The sequence below is a fragment of the Leptospiraceae bacterium genome (genome assembly GCA_016708435.1).
GTDB lineage: Bacteria > Spirochaetota > Leptospiria > Leptospirales > Leptospiraceae > UBA2033.
In genome coordinates this window covers 283,045-301,798 of the sequence record JADJFV010000005.1, presented here as the reverse complement: position 1 = coordinate 301,798, position 18,754 = coordinate 283,045, and the positions used below count along the sequence as shown (strand labels likewise).

Below are 18,754 nucleotides of genomic sequence, written 5' to 3'. Positions count from 1 at the left end.
ATGATGCACTTGAATAAAATTGGCAAAATCCAATAACTCTCTGTGTCTCCGTGGCTCAGTGGCAAATCTGTCTATTTCACAGTAAATCGTCTTCTCTGTTCATCTACAACTTCTAGTTTTACTTCGATTGCTGACTTATCAAAATAATCAGTTGCTATTTGCCACCATTCTACGATGGATAATCCTTGTTTTCCCCAAATTTCTTCAAAGCCTAGATTGTCTACTTCTTCAGAAGACTTGAGACGATACAAATCAAAATGAAAAATACTAAACTCGGAAGTCCTATATTCATTCATTAGATTAAATGTGGGAGAATTTGGATTTAGACTTTCATTAAACGATCGAACCAAATGAGAGGTAAATGTAGTTTTGCCCGCCCCCATTTCTCCTGTTAGAAGTATCACGGGATAATCAATCTTACGCTCTACTAGCATCTCACGTAAGCAAGATACTGGTTTATCTATTTCGTTTAAATTGTATGTAATTTGCATTGTTTTATAGTAGTGTGACCTAACCCCGGACTTTAACTACTTGTAGAATCCTAATAAGTAGCCCCTTCCCTAATCCACCCTAGGGAAGGGGACTTTATCGGTAATACAATACAAGTAATAAAAATTGGAGTTAGGTTCAGTTTAAATAAATAAAAGTCTTACTTCTTCTGCGTCTAATAGGTATTTTTCGCGGCAGAATTCGCAGATCATTTCTATGTTTCCTCTTTCTTCTATGATCGAATACGCTTCTTCTTTTCCGATTGATACAATTACATTTTTAATTTTATCGAGTGTGCATCCACAGTAGAATTCGGGAATCCCTACTTCCAAAATATCAGCCTTGGTTTCGAGCATATTCTCCATTAGCTTCAATGTGCTATCTATACTTCCCGAAAATATTTTGGATTGATCGATATCAATATTTGAAATCTTATCCATCAAATCATCAATCTGTCTTGAGCTTGTAAAAGGTAAAGCTTGAAAGATCATTCCGCAGGCACGCACAGGTCTTGCGTCAATATCTGTGAAGATAGATACAAAAGAAATCAATTGGTCTGATTCATTGATATAATTTAGTAGATTTGTTTCGAATACAGTGTCTTCTAATTTAGTAATAGATTGGTGTAACTTCTGCACTCCGCCCCAGCGAGTAACACGGAATATCCCCTTTCCAATTCCAAGAGTGGTATCAGATGGATCTGCTTGAATGGTATTGTGCTTTGCCATTCCTCTCATTCTACCCATTCTATCCGAGTATGCCATTACCCGCTCGACATCCCCTTCTCCTTCTAGTTGTATGCTAATCATTGTCTCTTCTTTTACAAGACCCGCTAAAAAAAACGCCGCTATCATTGTCTTTCCGACAAGTGTTGCAGAAGAATTTTCCATTTCATGTCTTTGAATTACTTCTCTTACAGAATTAGAACAATCTGCTAGTAAAAATCTAAAATTGTATTCCGGTAATATACCAACTAAATAAGAATCTGTTTTATCCATATATTCCATGCATCGAATCTCTGCAAAAATCCTACGTCAATTAAAAAAAGCTTTCTTAGGTTTATTTTCCCCGGCTACTCGCTCCATTTAAAATTTTCTAGATTGACAAAAAGCTTTGTCGTTTGCTTTACTTTTTTAGAAACCTATGAAAAATAAAATCACTTACTTACTTATTCTTACTCTTGGAATTTTTTATGCATGTAAATCAGAATCAAATGAAGGCAGTCCGGCAAAGAAAATCGAAACAGACTCACGAAAAAAAATAATCTTCTTCGGCGATAGTCTCACAGCTGGAATGGGTCTAAATAGTCCTGAAGAATCTTTTGTATTCTTACTTGGTGAGAAATTAAAAAAAGATGGAATCGATTTAAAAGTAATCAACGCAGGACTCAGTGGAGACACTACATCAGGAGGAATTGCAAGACTCGACTGGTCTATTTCAAAAGGAGTAGATTATTTTGTTTTAGAGCTAGGGGCAAATGACGGTATGCGCGGCATTGATACAACAGTCATTGAAACCAACCTAAAAAAAATCATCTCTAAAGTTCGCGAGAAAAATCCAGAGGTCAAAATCCTCTTAGTCAGAATGCTCACATTTCCAAATCTGGGTCCAAGTTATGTAAAGAAATTTGATTCTATTTATCCCAGACTCGCCAAAGAGGAAAACATCCCGTTATCCCCTTTCTTGCTAGAAAAAAGTCGCAGGTCTAAAAGACCTAAATCAAAAAGACGGAATCCACCCAACCGCAGAAGGTCATAAGCTTCTAGCGGAAACACTTTATCCAAGTGTGAAGAAATTGGTAAAGTGACCTAAACAATTCAGTTATAAATCCTAAAAAATATTTTACAAATCTCATAGAAGAAATTTCATGGAAATATCACCAATGTTTTGCGGGAATAGCTCAGTGGTAGAGCACCTCCTTGCCAAGGAGGGGGTCGCGGGTCCGAATCCCGTTTCCCGCTTAATGTATTTTTTTCACCCCCAATACAATACAAAGAGCAATCCATGGAATACAAAGTAACAATTAACGACGACGCTACAGCAAAATTAGATTTGACCTATACACCGGAAGACATTGAAGAAGCCTTCAAGAAAGCATATATTAGAGCCAGCCAAAAAGTAAAAGTAAACGGTTTTAGACAGGGCAAAGCTCCTATCGAAATGGTCATTAAAATGCTAGGCGATACCGTTTCAGATGATGCTGTAACCATTCTACTCACCGACTCTATCAATGGTCTCTACCCTACTCTTTCTTTTAAAGCTTACAAGCCTCCTAAAATTGAAATTGAAAAATTTGAAAGACATAGCACTCTCATTGCCAAAGCAACTTATGAGACCGCCCCAGAAATTCATTTAGGCAAATATAAAGAACTTGAGGTAGAAGTTTACGATGTTAAAATTACAGATGAAGATATTCAACCTCAGTTAAAAGACATTCAATTAAAACTTTCTAAAACCCAGGCTCGTGAGGCAGATGAGCTTTCGCAGGACACTGACTTAGTTGACATTGACATCGAAACTAAGAATGAAAGCGGAGAATCTGTTCAAGACTCCAAAAATACTCAATACTATATTGGATTAAACCCAAAACAAAAGAAATTAGACGCCGAAATCATCGGACTCAAACAAGGCGAAACCAAAACTTTCAATTATACCTACGATAGCGAATCTTCTGCGGAATTAGTAGGAAAGACATTTACTTTCACAATTACAGTCAATTCTATTTCTAAAGTAATTCTCCCTGAGTTAGATGATCATCTTGCCCAAGAATGGGACGAGACTCCTACAATGGAAGAGCTTAAGAATAAGATGAAGGAAAACTTGAAAAAGTTCGCAGATGACAAGCTACATGCTCATTATTCCACACACCTTATCTCGGAAGTAGTTAAAAATGCAAGCTTTAGCATTCCAAATTCCTTAATTGAGGAAGAAAGCCATGCATTATACCACCAATTCTCACATGACTACAACCTAGATCATATGCCAATGGAGAAATATGCTGAATTAGTGGGATCTGATTTAGAATCAATTAAGTCTAACTTCCATAATAGAGCCGTAGACCAAATTAAGTTTTATCTAGCGATTCATGAGATTGCAAAACAGGAAAACCAAACAGTTGCCCCTGAAGAAATGGAAGCTGTATTTTCTCAGCTCCAACTTGGAGAAAAAGAGAAAAGCAGCCGAGAATCAAAAGAAAGAATTTATAGAAATATCTACGAAAACCTGATTTCGCAAAAAGTGTATGATTTTTTACTTTCCAATTCGAACAAACAAGGGAATAGTGAAATTTCTATCAGCCGCGCTTCAGAAATTCTAGGTGGCTCCAAAAAGGATAACTAATTTATGCCAATAGTACCATATATTACAGAGCAAACCAGCAGAGGAGAAAGAAGCTCCGATGTATTTTCTCGTCTACTCAAAGACAGAGTCATCTTCATTGGTAGTGGAATTGACGACGAATTTGCTAATATTTTAACCGCTCAGCTTTTATTCCTAGAAGCTGATAACCCTGAAAGAGACATTTATCTTTATATCAACTCTCCGGGTGGTTATATTTCTTCTGGCTTAGCTGTTTATGATACTATTCAATACATCAAACCAGAAGTAAGAACTCTTTGCTTTGGGCAGGCTTCCTCTATGGCTTCTTTGCTTTTAGCAGCAGGAGCAAAAGGAAAACGCTCTGCTCTTCCGCACGCCAGAATCATGATGCACCAACCATCCGGTGGCGCAACAGGTCAGGCTAGTGATATAGAGATTCAAGCAAACGAAATACTACGAGTAAAAAGCATCATCAACTCCCTTTATCAAAAACACACAGAAAAAGATATCCAGACAATCGAAAGAGATACCGAAAGAGATTTCTATATGACAGCCGAAGAAGCAAAAGCCTACGGCATCATAGATAATGTCATTACGGACAGAAAAAAACCTAAGGTAGGATAAGGTTTTGGCTTCAACTAAGAAACCGACGAATATGGGAAAAGAAAAATTACATTGTTCCTTTTGTGGTAAAGAGCAGGATGCAGTCAAGAGATTGGTTGCAGGACCTGGAGTGTATATCTGTGACGAGTGTATTTCCCTTTGCACAGAGATTATCGCGGATGAGCCTGCTCATTTAGAGAGACCTACCCATATAGCGGATGTTCCGAAGCCCCAAGAAATTAAAAAAATTTTAGACCAGTATGTAATTGGTCAGCACCATGCTAAGCGTGCCCTTTCTGTAGCCGTTTACAACCATTACAAACGAATTCATTTTAATGTTGGAAAAAATGACGTTGAGTTAGAAAAATCAAATATCCTTTTGATCGGTCCTACCGGTAGCGGAAAGACCTTATTAGCGCAAACCCTTGCTCGTATTCTAAAAGTTCCTTTTGCCATCGTAGATGCAACTGCTTTAACAGAGGCTGGTTATGTGGGAGAGGACGTAGAAAACATCATTCTAAAGCTCATTCAAAATGCGGATAACGACATTAAGAAAGCAGAGCTTGGAATTATCTACATCGATGAGATCGACAAGATTTCCCGTAAAAATGACAGTGCTTCTATCACAAGAGATGTAAGCGGGGAAGGTGTTCAGCAAGCTCTCCTCAAAATCATTGAAGGAACCGTTGCGAACGTCCCTCCTCAAGGTGGAAGAAAGCATCCACACCAAGACTATCTTTCTATTGATACTCGAAATATACTTTTCATCTGCGGTGGAGCATTCGTTGACTTAGATAGAATTATCAAATCAAGAATTGGCGTAAAAACAATTGGTTTTAACTCAGATGCAAGTGCAAACCTAGATGATTTACAAAAAACAGAAGTCTTAAAGAACGTAATTCCAGACGATTTACTAAAATACGGCTTGATCCCTGAATTTGTTGGTCGTTTGCCTATTCTTGCGACTCTCGAAGAAGCAGACGTTGCTACCTTAAAGCAAATCTTTACTGAGCCCAAGAACTCTATTATGAAGCAATTTGCTAAGATTTTTGAATTAGAAAATGTAGTTCTTAAGTTTACTGACGGAGCTATCAATGCAGTTGCTACCAAGGCTATCAAAAGAGAATCTGGTGCTAGAGGGCTTCGTGCTATTGTAGAAGATATTATGATGGATTTGATGTTTCAGATTCCTTCTAGAGAAGATGTGGTAGAAGTAGTCATAACGGAAGAATCTGTCATGAACGGAGATGCTCCTCTTCTTATCCTCAAGCCTAAAGAAAAAATCGCTTAAACTCATCCCACGATAAAAAGGGATGAAAAAATCCATGATTAAGTCCGAAGGATAAAATAATGGATTTCAAGAAGATTAAACCCAACGATGTTCTAGGATTTTTAGATGATTTAGTAGCTAAAATCCCAGAAAGCATTTCCTCTTTACTTACAAAAGTAATGGTAGGTATTTTGGTATTAGCAATCATGTATGCGATGTATTATGGTTATGTTCGAGGAAAAGGCAGTGCCACCCAAGAAGGACAAGAGCTTGCAAAGGATACAAAGTCCCTTTTTCAAGAAGACATTGAGAGAGATTACAACCGAAAACGTAAGAACATTCGAATGCCAAGCTCAGATAGCCTCTTAAGTGATGAAATATATAAAACTCCAAAGCAATACGAGCCTTATGGACGAACAAACGAGGCTAATTCCATTTATTCACCAGATGATACAATGGTCGAAAATAGCAAGAGCCTTAGAGCATTTAAAAGAAAAGGAGAAACTTCCCCTCTTGCAGAATTAAATGATACAGCGCCTTCTCAAGAAATTCCAACCGTTACTCCGACTAGAAATGAGAATACAGATGCAACTCAAAAGACAAAAAGAAAACTTTATCTAAAGGATAGCTTTGATAATCCTTTGAGCAATACAGAGAGTCGAGAAATAAATTCAGTCCTTGATAAAGTAAATACAGACATGCATCCAGAAAAAAAGATTCTTAACAAAAAGGAGTCCAGCAAAGATTCCCAAAACGCAAACGATACCAATAATACGAATGAATCAAGGCTATTAAAAAGTAACACAGGTAAAATTGAGGTTCCAGAGAAATCAGAGAAGCAAGATAAAAAGGGGAAACTATTACCCATTAATGGCGATAGATAAATGAAAAAAACAAATCTTAAGTTCAATAAAATATCTCTCCAGAATAAAGCATTAGTCATTTGTATAAGTGGACTGTTATCATTTACCACATTAGAATCGCAAGAGAAGAATCTCAAAGAAGAAATTCATATTCCTTTTCCTGAAAATATTACAATAGAAGAATCTATTTTGCTAGAAAGGAAAAAGGCAAAGAATACTTCCCCTCAAATAAAAGAACAGACAAAGAAATCCTTATCGATTCCATTTCCTCCTGACCCAGACTCAAAGGAGCCTGTTATTGAATTCAAAAAAATAGAATCAGAGAAATCTTTAACAGAAGATAAAAAAAATGAATCAGGAGCAAATGCTGAATTACCTCTCGAAAAATTAATTGTATTTCCTAAGATTGATTTACCAAATCCTGTTCAAGTCGAGCCAAAGAAATTGGAAGAAGTTATTCCTGCAGCTAAGGACTCGAAACCACCAGTAGTCATAAAAGAAGAAGTAAAAACCCCTACTCCTGTTGAAGTAAAGAAAGAAAGTAAACCTGAAAAGATAGAAGTGAAAACGGAAACCAAGCCAACAAATGAAATTGGCAAAGCTCTAGTAGGCAAAGAAAAACAAGAAGTTACAAAGCCATCTAAGACTCCTAATTCTAAATTGGATTTAAAAGGACAATATGGTGTAGAGGATACTTCAAATAAGTCTCCAACTAAAGAAGTTAAAGCCAAAGATCCGAATGCAAAAAAAGAGAAAGCAGTAGAGACTACTCCTACTATTATTCCAGATACAAAATTACCCAATATCGATAAACCATCGAGCAAGAAAGGTAAAGACAAAAAGCAGGCAGACGAAACTGCCGCTCCCTTTGAACGATCTAAATACTATCTGAATCGAAATGATAAACCGTCAGCAACTCCTGAACTAAATGCAGCAACTTCGGGGGATGGAGAAATTTCTAATCTTGCAAAGATGGATCAAATTCGTTTACTTGCATTAGATAGGAAAAAAAATGAAGCCAAGAATGTCATAGAAGGAATTTCTGATCCTGAATTTAGATTTAAGGGATTATACGAATTAGCCGTTGGATTGGAGAACTCAGCTAAGGGAGACAAAAAATTAAAAGAAGAAGCAATTCCTTTTCATCTTTCTATCATCACGGAAGCTCCAAAAACAAACGCTATCCTACCTAAGTCTCTCTGGGCTTTGTCTCATCTCTTATATACAATTGGAGATCACACACCGGCACTCGATCATTTGTCCAATATTATTTTGAATCACAGCAATAGTGAATTCGCAGACGACGCGATTTATTTAAGTGGACGAATCTACGAAGAAAGCACAAGCATTCGAAATTTGACTCGAGCGAAGAAATACTATGAGTTGTTTTTAAAGAATAGAGACAAACCCCATTTTAAAAATAGTCAGTATCTAAACTTTGTTAAGAGTAGATTAGAGTTATTAGAGAACTAGGAATTTTGTTTTACTGTCACCCCGAACGGCTTTATCATCCACCCTTCGCTTAATCGCGAACCAGCGCCTTCGCCATGTCTATCTTGCCTTCCTCGATGAAACGTAGGCTCTAGCGGCCTTCTCGCATTATTGTTATATTGCTAAATAGATTTCTCACACCGCATATTTCCTATGCAGCAAATCCAGCCGTCAAGTGGTGTTCGAAATGACTGGAGAAATCAACATACCCCACCATTACCTGACGCTCTGTGTTAATTAAAGAATAGCTATATTGATTTCGATTTGTCCAAATCTAGAATATAGATTTAGAGACAAAGTAGTTGCTTTCATAAATTTAATAGACGAATCATTCGTTTCAATGACATTAGGTGTAGTAATATCAATGAACTGACCACTGGTGGCAAAAATCCTAAGAGCGTTACCAGTAGTCATGTTCCCAATCTCACCAATAATGTCCTTGTATTCATCTTTCACGCTTTCATCATCGAGGGAAGGCACAAGCTGCTTTGCAATCTTATAAGCGGCATCCAGGTTCATACTGTATACTACTTCCCCTTTGTATGACCCTACTACTCCAATTACAATGGCAACTTCGTGTGAAGGTGCTGGACTCTCTTTAATCTTTAATTTTCCTCTAATCAATTCAACTTTGAGTGAATCTTTAAAGACTAAAGAAGCCGCTTCAATAAAGGGATTAACAAATTCCGCTCTTATTTCCATTTACTCTACCGATTTATCATTTCTTTGAATAGGATATATGCCGTTAAGACTTTGTTTGATTTCGTATAAAAACATTCTTACCTTGTTACTTCCATTATCGTTCAATGCAACAGTCTTCCCAACTGAATTACCAGAATCGATTGTTAATTCTTTAAATTCAACATAAAAAGTTTTATCTTTGTCAGTATAAGGACCACCTACTTTGCCTTTTCCAAAAGACATATTTGTAATATCTTTCAAAAAGGTAGAGCTAGATAAAAACTTAGGCAACTCTGTCTTTGCATCTTTATTAGGAGAATTCAAGCTAGAAAGAGATATCTTACTTAACTCTTGGATTTTAGATCCTGAAATGGTTCCAATCGCTGCCAAGTTTGCATTTTCAGCACCTTTAACAGATAGGATCTTAGCTTTTAATTCAGAAAGCTTCTTTTCTTTTGCCTCTGTCTGAATTTTGTTAAAAATGAAAGCTTTTCTTATCTCTAATGTTTGAGGCTTTCCATCAGCACCCATAGGAATTGTTTTATTTGCGATCGATGCATCGTATTCCTTCTTGATTTCTTCGTCCGTAACAGCCGGAATTTCTCCCACTAATTTAGAAAGCTCTTCATCTGAGAAAGATACGTAAGATAAGGAAATGCGAACATTTTCCAATTCAGAGCGAACCTTTTGTTCTTCTTCCGTTTCTTTTACATCTGTATAAAGAAAACGCTCATACAAATCAGAAGATAACACGGAATCCTGTCTATAATGCATGGGAACGGAAAGTAAAATGGAACGGTATATTTCGTCTACACTACGAACTTCGTCGCTTGCATAGCCAGCAGATGTTCCGGATTGACTATGAATGCGTCTTGCTTCATTGGAAATATCTTCCTTGATAGAAAGATCAGATACATAATACCCTGCTGCAGTTCCGAGAACTCTATCTATTTTCAAAGATTTTACTTGGTTGAAAGCACAATTTTCCAGCATAGAGCGATCATCTGCAATGGTAGGATAACGTTGCTTAAACATATAATAGCATTCAAGCCTTGCTGCTTTAAAATAATCCACAGGAATGGATTCATCGCCCACTTTTCCGGCTGTCATCTGGTCTTGACCAGTGATGGTTCGAAGCAAACTTTGCTCTGCATCGCCTGGAATAAAAGTAAAAATTAACATCACAACTAAAACTGCGATAAATAGCCCCGCGAAAACTCTATAAATTTTCTGTGCTATGCTTACTGGTTCTTCTTCAAGTATCATCTTAACTCTCTTTATTTTATTACTCTTTTTAAAATAGGATTCTTGTAAAGAAATAAAAACTACTTTACTTTTCACCAAATTAATAGGATATTCAAGATATAAATGATTTACCTTGCAACAATAATGATATTAATCGGTTTGCTGTTTTTTGTGATCGCGAGCATAGGTCCCGAGCTAGTCGCGAGTTCAAAGAAACCAATGCCTAAACAAGCGCCTAAAGCTCAAGTAGTAAGGAATTCCCCTCGCGCAACAAAAAAGATTCTATTTAATTTTCGTTATCCGGAATACAAAGGCTCAACGGAATTAGAGCGTAAGATCAGACAGGAGAGACGAATGGCAACGACGACTACTGTAAAACCAAAACTAGAAGAAACAAAATTTGAAATGCCTACTCTAGAAGACTTTCCGGAAGAAAGTTCCATTTCTTCTTTTTATGAAACCGTGCAGACGAAAAGCTTAAATACAATCCAAGAAACTCGTGAAAGAATGGAAACCATTCCTGTTGAGGAAGAGACGGCAACGATAGAATTAAACGGACTTTTATTCTTAGATTATTCTAGGACAATTCCATTCCAATCCAAAGATTTGAAATCTACTGCTTGGAGTGAAAATATGTTTCAAAACTTCAAACGTATTGGCGTTGCGAGAATCCAACATCAAAATAATTCCTTTAAATTTATTACAGGTAACTTACTCACAGATTATGCTTTTTCCGACATTGCAGAGGTAATATTCTTCGAGCAGGCATTCAGTATTATCCCCAAGAAACGGTTTCTTCCTGTCCCACTTATATTCAGCGAAGAAGTAGCAAGACTCAAGTCCATTGTCATGAAGGATAATTCTTAATATACACCGTTCAGAAAGAATTTTAAAAGATTACCACCGATGAACATGCGAAGGCGCTGGTCGCGAATGCTTGGAGCGGAACACCGATAAAAGATACGATGGAATTATTACTCATCCTACTGAATAAACGAATCGCGCGTAAAATATTATTTTTAATCCTATCTTTTCTAATCAGTTGCAATATCACGGAAGATGCTGATTGTAAAAAACAAAAGGAAGGGGCAAAGAGATGCGTAAATGCATTTATCCTTTTTTGTTCGGGAAATAAATCTAGACCCGAGTGCAATGGAAGCTTAGAATCCAATATTTTCATTGGCAGTTTTTGTCAGTATGATGCAGCTTGTAAATCAAGCTCGGATGATGTTGTAAAAGAAGAAATTAATTATAAATAATGAAAATCCCAAAAAGAAAAATCAGAAGTGGTATGACCTTGATTGAAATCATTGTAGTTATTTCCATTCTTGGACTACTAATGGCTTTGATGGTGAGTAGTATTTCTGGTCTCATTCGCCCCTCTTCTAAAGACACATCCGATAAAATGAAAGCGGGACTTTATTACGCCTATCAAACTGCGATTATATCTAATCAAACTGTCCTATTTGATATTGATATGGAAAAAAATAAATACACTGCATCGAAGTTAGTTAGATCAGACGAAGGTCTCAAAGAAAAAAAAGTCTTAGAAGTTTTTCTTCCCTCTAACAATCGAGTTGTGAATGTGACTGATCTTCGCGGAGTAAAATATGAAACCGGTCATCTAGTGATTCCATTTACACATGATGGAGTGGCAGGAGATTACAATATCCATTTAGGTGAAGATGCAAATACAATTACTAAATCCGTATTGCTTTACAGATACAATGGAAAAATTGTAGTGAAGAACGGAGATGTAAATCGTAGTTCCGGAGCAGGTCAAGATAATACCTTTCGAATCAAGGATCCAGATGAAGATAAATAATATTAGACGCGGCTTTACTTTGATCGAAATTTCCATTGCACTTGCCATTGCTGCAAGTGCGATAGTGTTTACATTTTCTCTTATCAGCAAAGGCTTATCTTTACAGCGACAAGCGGTTACTCTTACGAATGCGGTGTTCCTAGCAAAGATCAAAATGGCACAAATAGATGCAAGTCCTAAACTAGAAACAACGAGCTCCAAGGGAGACATACCGGGTTACGAAGGATATCGATTCGAAACAGAAATCAAAGAAGAGGAACTGGATTTATTAAAACTCTCCGAGCAGGGGGGAGAAAAGAAAAAAAAAGCGAATCCAGACGATCTACTCGGCACAAATGCAAATTCTAAAATGGATGATCTCTTAAAGAAAAGAGGAAAGACGACCGGCTCAAAGACGGGTGGGATAATCAAAGTTTTCCGCATCAAGGTAAGCATATTCTTCCCCTCCGGTTACGGCGAAAAGGTATATACCGCTGAGACTCTAAAATCGAGCACTTTCTAAAACTATATGAAACAAAATAAAAGACGAAAAGGTATGACACTAATCGAGCTTTCGATTGTGGTTGCGATTCTCGGTGTGATATTCAGTGGAATCTTTGGAGCTTATTATGCTGCCTTAAAAATATCTAGAGACTCAGACCCCCGCGGAGGAACTACACGAAAAGAAATATTCTTTGCCTTAGAAAATCTTCGCTCTACTTTCTCGCAAGTATTCTATGTTCAAGGTCACAAACGACTTATCTTCGAAGCAAAAACAGAAAGCACTACGGGTGGCAGAGCGGATAGTGTAGTATTTGCCGCTAACCATACAAATTCAGAAGAAACTGGAAATCCTTCTGTGAGAGAAGTCGGTTACTTTCTAAGACAGATGTGCGATGACTGTGAATACTATTATTTGATGAGACGAGAAGACGAAATGGTGGACGCAGATCCTAGACATGGAGGAACAGAGCATATGATTCTTTCTCATGTGAGAAGTTTTCAATTGAAGTATTCTCAGAGGGGAGACAAATGGCAAGACGATTGGAGTTCTGCTGATTTAAAAAAGATTCCCAAGCTAATAAGAATTGAACTGATTGCATTAGTAGGCGATACAGAGCTTAAATACGAAACCCTCGCCTACCCCGGTGTATTTTTTAAGTAAAATTGGAAGCGTGCGGTTACTTAAAATAATTCTCTCGAATTAACCTTGCTATCTCTTTACCTGCAATTAGGTTTCCCTGTTTATTCCAATGCTGATCGAATGGAAAATGTAAAATCTGTTTTCCGTTCTCTTTAAACACTGGTAACAAATCCAAGCAAGACAAATTATTTTTAGAGCAGATATTCGCTATTACCCGATTGGGACTTTCTAAATCAAAGCCCGAAGTATTTAGTCCATACAATTCCTTTGTAGCATTCCACTCGCCTTCTGATTGTTGGAAACGCATTGGATATACAATGAAATGAACTTTGATTCCACTCTGACTTGCATTCTTATCAATCGCAACGAGTGTATTCTCAAAGTATTGAAATAGTTCTTTGTAAGTTACATCTGACTTTTTAAGGAAAGCGCCGAACCCATTCATTGAATCCCAGGCAGGTATAGAGCCCGGTAGGGGCATTGTCCAGATTCCCGTTGGCTGATATAATTTTATCAATTCAACAATTCTAAGTTCTTTTCGAATCGAAGTAGCTGGATTCCATACATTATAATTAAAACTTGCATTCGCATCCAAAGCAGAGAGCGGCAAATTCTCCTTACCCATCACTTGGTCGTAATAGGGATCATTCACTGGATGATACGAAAAACTCTGATTTAACTCTATGGATTTTAATTTGGTATAGGTTTGAACGAGATCATTACCAAGACAAATACCAACGATGAGAGTATTCGCATTAAAGTGATCTGGATATTTTTTCTGCCATAAGAGAATTGAATACTGCTCAAATAAACCAGCCGTATAGGTTTTTACAGTCTGCTTATTATCCCCCGCAAGCTCTGATTCAATCAGTCCACCCATCGTAAATTGATCGTCAATTCTATATCCAACTGTAAAACTATCACCGGCAAGTAAAACTCTAAATTCGTCTTTGGGCTTTGGAGTGACTAATTCCCATTTACTCCTAAACCCTAAGTGGTTAATATTGATTTTACCAATCGATCCATCCCCAATTAAATAGTTAGAATGAATATCAGGTTTCAAGTATCCGCCTTCCAAAATTCTAGTATTGTCAAATAAACCTAAAAAATCAACAAAGCCTTCCTTCTTATAAAACGGATTTAGATTTTCTAATTTACCTACTTGCGTAAAAATAAATCCGGGCTCTAACACTCCAAGAAAAAGCAGAGCATAAGTGAGACTAATGCTTGTATACTTCAATGCATTCTTAATTGGATCAGAATTTACAAATGGCTCTATCCAAATTGAAATTAAAATGAGGAGAGAAATAAATCCTGTGTATTTTACATATTTGAATACAGGATTGGAAGCAAAAAGCAAAATAGACAATGCGAATAAGAACATTAATCCAATTGAATGCCTTGACGTAAAATTGAATGAATCTTTTTGTCGTAAATAAATTAGAAAGAACGCGAGTAGAGTTGTGACAATCGCGGGAAGAAGTAGATTAAAATACTTTGTGTTTAAAATTCCTGTATTCGTTCCATAATTTAGAAAAACGGAAATGACCGGCGTAAGAAAAGATATAGATAAAAATAATAATAACATGACTGAGATTGTGATTCTTTTCTGTGCATTCATGTCTCAATTCCTCCCATCGAAGCAAATAGATTCTTTAGAATACGTTTCAAGACCTTCCATTTCCTGCAAGACTTAAAAATACAAACCAATGAAAATGAATTTTGAAAATCGTTTCATTCTTGAGGTTCTTTTTAGTATTTACACAAAATCAGTATTTTCCTCAATGGAAGTATGAAAAGAAAATTTATCGTAACCGGCGGTGCAGGGCTCATTGGTTCTAATATTGTAAGAGAATTAAACCAAATGGATGAAACGGATATACTCATAGTAGATCATCTAGGAAGTTCTGAGAAATGGAAAAATCTTTTAGGCTTAAAATACAAAGACTACCTCGAAAAAGATGATTTCCTAAATCGCATCCAAAATGGAAACCCATTTAAGAAATACACTCATACGATTCATATGGGAGCTTGCTCTAGCACGACTGAGACTAACGCGTCTTATCTGATACAAAATAACTTTGAATACACAAAGATTCTCTGCGAATATTCTCTTTTTAATGAAGCAGATTTTATTTATGCATCGAGTGCTGCCACCTACGGAGATGGGGCTAATGGCTACGACGATAGAATGGATATTTCTCAACTTCGCCCGCTCAATATGTATGGATATTCCAAACATATGTTTGACCTATACGCAAGACAGAAAGGATTTTCTGATAAAATTACAGGACTCAAATACTTCAACGTATTTGGTTTTGGAGAAGCACATAAAGCTGATATGCGAAGCGTAGTTCACAAAGGATACGAACAAATCAAAGCCACAGGAGCCTTAAACTTATTCAAGTCGTATCATAGCGAGTATGCGGACGGTGAACAAAAGCGAGACTTCCTTTATGTAAAGGACGCTGCTAGAATCACACTCTTTTTACTCTTAGATAAAAAATACGGACTCTTTAATCTTGGTCGAGTGTTGCAGAAACCTGGAACGACTTAGCCCGAGCTTTATTCAAAGCAATGAACTTACCGGCTAATATCAATTATGTGGAAATGCCAGAAAGCCTTCGCCCCAAGTATCAATACTACACAAAAGCAGAAATCGACAAGCTGATAACCGCCGGATACGCAGAAGGATTTACAAGCCTAGAAAATGCAATAGCGGAATACGTGAGTTTGCTGCAATAGGATCAAGAAATTACCGCAATGTCCTACTTCACGTTCAAAGCTGTTAATTTCTTTTTAGTCAAGAGGGCGCGAATGTTTTCTGGGTCTTGTTTTAATGCGCGGCGAACCATCTCCAGGGATTTTTTATAATCCTTTAAGAAGAAATGGATTTCTGCCAGATTAGTTAGATTCTTAAGCATGTCGGGGTAACGAAGCTTTAGCCGGTCTGCCGCTTCGAGTGCTTTTTCAAAGAGTGCCGCACGTTTGTAAGCAAAAGAGGCAATGTATATGTAATCGAATTCATTTGGATAGTTCTCTGAAAAACTTTCCGCTAGTTTTGCTGCTCGTCTGAAATTTCCCGCATGTAGATGAAGATTGATTAGGGTTTTATTTAGCTGAATATGATTGCGACTTTTTTTGTATGCGTTTTCTAATATCTCAATTGCTTTTGGATGTCCTTTTCTGTTTTGAAATTCCTTGGCTTCAAGGAGCATTGCATCAACTTCTTCCATATCCAAATCAATTACAAAGTCCATCACATGGGAATCATACTCTACACGAAGTAGCGACAAATCATCCGTTAACTCTCCGCTCTGTGAAATGCTAGTGTAGATTTTTTTCAGATCCCCCTTCCCTTCTTCTACCTTTTTTAATATCCAGGTTTCCTCATCATTAATAATTCTTCCTCCCTCTGGATTGGTTCCTAGAAATACATCATCTTTTCCATCGGAGCCTGAGAGGATAATATCGCCTGGCTGCATCTGAAAGGTTTGCACAAATACAGAGCTTTGCATATCAATCGTTCCAAGTTTACGAAGTAGACTACTCTTCTCGATAAAGTCAGCTTTTCCGTCTCTGTAAAGAATTGTATAAGGATGCTCGGCATTCACGTAATACATAAAGCCAGTATCATCTTCTACAAGACCCATTAGAATAGAAACAAGCATAGAGCCTTTAAAGCTTTCGAATACTTTGTGTAATTCTACAAATGTATTCTTCAACCATTTCTCCGGATACTCCGCTTGCATTTCGTTGCTGTATTTTGTTCTTTGAATGATAGATTGAAACACTGCCCCAATTACAAGTGCCCCGCCTGCTCCCTGCATAGATTTTCCCATTGCATCTGCATTTAAGAAAACACTCATCGGGCGGTTACGCAGTGTTATGTTGTAGGATACACAGATGTCTCCACCAATTTCTTCCTTATAAGATCTAAACTGAAATTTTTTCTTTTGCGAAATCATGAACTCTACATGAACTCGCTCGCTCTTATTATTATTTTTGCTCAAAGGTTTAATCAGAAGAGAAGTTAAAAAATAATCTCCATCCTGGTGTGTTTTTAGTTCTTGGATTTCTCCTATCGTTGTCACAAGCTCAGAAGTTCTATCTTTTACTTTTGCTTCTAGCTCGCCTGCATGACGCAAAAGCCTTGATTTTGCACCACGAATCGATCGCACCATTCGATTAAAAGATTTGCCCAAGAATCCAAGCTCATCAGAAACGGAAATCGGAATTCGAACATGATAGTCTCCTTTATTAACCTTTGTGACACCCGCCATCAGAGAATCGAGTGGCTGAATCAAAGCACCGTAAAGAAAAAGTCTAAATCCAAAGATTACAAGACAAACTACCGTAAGGATAACAAGCGTATAACGCAGAGATGTTGTATGAATATAATTTCTAAAAGAAAGATATTTAAATCCTACTTCATACATTCTCTGATACTTTAGATCAGAATAAAAATAAGAAACAAAATGCTCACCCGTTTTTAAGTCTGTTCTATAAAATCGAGAAAGAGAGGGACGCATAACGGAAATAAACCACAACACTTCATTTTTAAGCTCTTTCCCTTCCGATTTACTCCTTTGCAAATAAGAGAGCATACTTTTCTTGAATGGTTGAAAGTAAATTTCATTCTTTGTTTCTAAATAGGTATTCAGTAAAGTCTTAAAGTTATTTTCGGGAAGGTTTGTAATTTCTTTTCTCTTCACACAAAGTTTTTTTTCCAGGTCAACACTATACTTACCCATTTTAAATTCGGTGTTTTGCTCTTTTGAAATCCTTTGTGCATCTAGGATAGAAATTTTATATGCTTCGAGGTAAGTAGGCATATTGTCTAAAATGGAAATTACCTTTTCATCGGATTCTTTTGTTTTATCAGAACTTTCAAGCTTAGAAATTGAATCATAGTAAAAAGAATTAATCATCTCGATTTTCATTTCGGTTAAATCGAAATTAGTCTCTGTTGTAATTGCATTCGAAAGAAAATAATCCTTCTCGATGCTATAGTATTTCACATATCGTAAGTCTTCTGGATTTGAGATTTGATGCAATATCAAACTAACATCTTTTGCTTTCAGTTCATCAAATGTAGATTCTCTGTCCCGTATAGAAAAATAACCAACCGCCTGCAACACCATAAAGAAAGTAACGAGGCTAATACCTATTATCTTGGTCATGAAAGAAGATTTGTCTTTTTTGTTATTGATATAAACTACAATCAAAGAAAAAGTTCCAAGCATTACAAGAAGGGCGAAGTATCCAAAGAAAGTCCCTCTTTCAATCATCCCTCTACGACTCAGGATATTAGCAACAGAAGGAATTACAGTGACTACCATTGCGGACAATAAGAGCGCGGATAATACCCATACATCCTTGCCATGAGCATTGTAAATTCTCCAGAGTGCAGTTACGATAAAGCCTAACACCGAAACAAACACGAGTATCCCTAAAAACTCTTGCACCGGGTCGGCATCAAAATCCCAATAGTGTCCTGAAAAGTTATAAACCTTTGGTGCCTGTATTGTGGCAAATACATAGTAACCCCAAACGCAAAGAGTGATTACCCAACCAGCATATAAAATTGGCTTTGCTGCTTTCGGTTTTTTAATTTCAGGGAAATACAAGAAAAACAGAATCAAGTGTACCGACGCAGGTAAGGAAATGACAGCACTTATCCAGCGAGTATACACAGAAACAGGATCATACAGGGAAAAATTGATAAAATAGTCCAGGGGAACAAGTCCAAAAAGCAAATACACAATTCCTAGGTGAAAAGTCGCCTTCGACTTATTTTTTATTCTGAGTAGAAATCCTGCCGTCAGTAAGAAAAAAAGCGCGGG

The 18,754-nt window shown here is 37.0% G+C and carries 16 protein-coding genes, 1 tRNA gene and 2 pseudogenes; 13 read left to right on the top strand and 6 right to left on the bottom strand.

The genetic code is table 11. From position 1 onward, the window contains the following. Window positions 1-71 precede the first annotated feature (71 nt). Both tsaE and IPH52_11415 read right to left on the bottom strand, forming a co-directional pair. A complete protein-coding gene (tsaE, locus tag IPH52_11420; protein MBK7055641.1) occupies window positions 72-491 on the bottom strand; it encodes a tRNA (adenosine(37)-N6)-threonylcarbamoyltransferase complex ATPase subunit type 1 TsaE in 420 nt (139 codons plus the stop codon). 141 nt (window positions 492-632) lie between these two features. Then, the gene (locus tag IPH52_11415) at window positions 633-1,487 is read right to left on the bottom strand and encodes an Hsp33 family molecular chaperone HslO (protein MBK7055640.1); all 855 of its coding nucleotides are present in this window, start codon (window positions 1,485-1,487) and stop codon (window positions 633-635) included. A gap of 145 nt (window positions 1,488-1,632) precedes the next feature. Between IPH52_11415 and IPH52_11410 the strand changes: the two are divergent. From IPH52_11410 to IPH52_11380, 7 genes and pseudogenes are all read left to right on the top strand, one after another. Further along, window positions 1,633-2,296, top strand: a pseudogene (locus IPH52_11410) (arylesterase). A gap of 82 nt (window positions 2,297-2,378) precedes the next feature. Beyond that, window positions 2,379-2,450 (top strand) — tRNA-Gly (locus IPH52_11405). A 43-nt stretch (window positions 2,451-2,493) separates the two neighbouring features. Then, window positions 2,494-3,828 carry a trigger factor gene (gene tig, locus IPH52_11400; GenBank protein MBK7055639.1) on the top strand — a complete coding sequence of 445 codons (1,335 nt, stop codon included), beginning with the start codon at window positions 2,494-2,496 and terminating at the stop codon, window positions 3,826-3,828. A 3-nt stretch (window positions 3,829-3,831) separates the two neighbouring features. Further along, entirely contained in the window at window positions 3,832-4,431 is a 600-nt protein-coding gene (locus IPH52_11395; protein ID MBK7055638.1) for an ATP-dependent Clp protease proteolytic subunit, read from the top strand. A gap of 31 nt (window positions 4,432-4,462) precedes the next feature. Further along, window positions 4,463-5,701 carry an ATP-dependent Clp protease ATP-binding subunit ClpX gene (gene clpX, locus IPH52_11390; GenBank protein MBK7055637.1) on the top strand — a complete coding sequence of 413 codons (1,239 nt, stop codon included), beginning with the start codon at window positions 4,463-4,465 and terminating at the stop codon, window positions 5,699-5,701. Window positions 5,702-5,760: 59 nt separating this feature from the next. Then, a complete protein-coding gene (locus IPH52_11385; protein ID MBK7055636.1) occupies window positions 5,761-6,564 on the top strand; it encodes a hypothetical protein in 804 nt (267 codons plus the stop codon). Next, window positions 6,565-8,016 (top strand): hypothetical protein, encoded by a 1,452-nt coding sequence (locus IPH52_11380; GenBank protein ID MBK7055635.1) that lies wholly within the window; start codon window positions 6,565-6,567, stop codon window positions 8,014-8,016. A gap of 255 nt (window positions 8,017-8,271) precedes the next feature. On the opposite strand, the gene IPH52_11375 is transcribed toward IPH52_11380, so the two are convergent. Both IPH52_11375 and IPH52_11370 read right to left on the bottom strand, forming a co-directional pair. Further along, complete coding sequence (locus IPH52_11375; GenBank protein ID MBK7055634.1) at window positions 8,272-8,736, bottom strand: chemotaxis protein CheX; 465 nt, start codon at window positions 8,734-8,736, stop codon at window positions 8,272-8,274. Further along, window positions 8,737-9,981 carry a hypothetical protein gene (locus IPH52_11370; protein MBK7055633.1) on the bottom strand — a complete coding sequence of 415 codons (1,245 nt, stop codon included), beginning with the start codon at window positions 9,979-9,981 and terminating at the stop codon, window positions 8,737-8,739. Between the two features lie 123 nt (window positions 9,982-10,104). Between IPH52_11370 and IPH52_11365 the strand changes: the two genes are divergently transcribed. The 5 genes from IPH52_11365 (at window position 10,105) to IPH52_11345 (ending at window position 12,929) form a co-directional block, all read left to right on the top strand. Continuing rightward, window positions 10,105-10,827, top strand: a complete 723-nt coding sequence (locus tag IPH52_11365; GenBank protein MBK7055632.1) for a hypothetical protein — start codon at window positions 10,105-10,107, stop codon at window positions 10,825-10,827. A gap of 98 nt (window positions 10,828-10,925) precedes the next feature. Further along, the gene (locus tag IPH52_11360) at window positions 10,926-11,219 is read left to right on the top strand and encodes a hypothetical protein (GenBank protein MBK7055631.1); all 294 of its coding nucleotides are present in this window, start codon (window positions 10,926-10,928) and stop codon (window positions 11,217-11,219) included. Next, window positions 11,219-11,785 carry a type II secretion system protein gene (locus tag IPH52_11355; GenBank protein MBK7055630.1) on the top strand — a complete coding sequence of 189 codons (567 nt, stop codon included), beginning with the start codon at window positions 11,219-11,221 and terminating at the stop codon, window positions 11,783-11,785. Before IPH52_11360 ends, IPH52_11355 begins: the two co-directional genes overlap by 1 nt. Beyond that, on the top strand, window positions 11,745-12,287 hold the full coding sequence (locus tag IPH52_11350; protein MBK7055629.1) for a prepilin-type N-terminal cleavage/methylation domain-containing protein: 543 nt from the start codon (window positions 11,745-11,747) through the stop codon (window positions 12,285-12,287). Before IPH52_11355 ends, IPH52_11350 begins: the two co-directional genes overlap by 41 nt. A 6-nt stretch (window positions 12,288-12,293) precedes the next feature. After that, entirely contained in the window at window positions 12,294-12,929 is a 636-nt protein-coding gene (locus IPH52_11345; GenBank protein MBK7055628.1) for a prepilin-type N-terminal cleavage/methylation domain-containing protein, read from the top strand. 16 nt (window positions 12,930-12,945) lie between these two features. Here IPH52_11345 and IPH52_11340 read toward each other — a convergent pair whose 3' ends face one another. Continuing rightward, the gene (locus tag IPH52_11340) at window positions 12,946-14,529 is read right to left on the bottom strand and encodes a hypothetical protein (GenBank protein ID MBK7055627.1); all 1,584 of its coding nucleotides are present in this window, start codon (window positions 14,527-14,529) and stop codon (window positions 12,946-12,948) included. Window positions 14,530-14,700: 171 nt separating this feature from the next. On the opposite strand from IPH52_11340, the pseudogene rfaD reads away from it, so the two are divergent. Continuing rightward, a pseudogene (gene rfaD, locus IPH52_11335) lies at window positions 14,701-15,653 on the top strand (ADP-glyceromanno-heptose 6-epimerase). 23 nt (window positions 15,654-15,676) lie between these two features. Here the strand turns inward: rfaD and IPH52_11330 are convergent. After that, window positions 15,677-18,673, bottom strand: a complete 2,997-nt coding sequence (locus IPH52_11330) for a SpoIIE family protein phosphatase (protein ID MBK7055626.1) — start codon at window positions 18,671-18,673, stop codon at window positions 15,677-15,679. Window positions 18,674-18,754 lie beyond the last annotated feature (81 nt).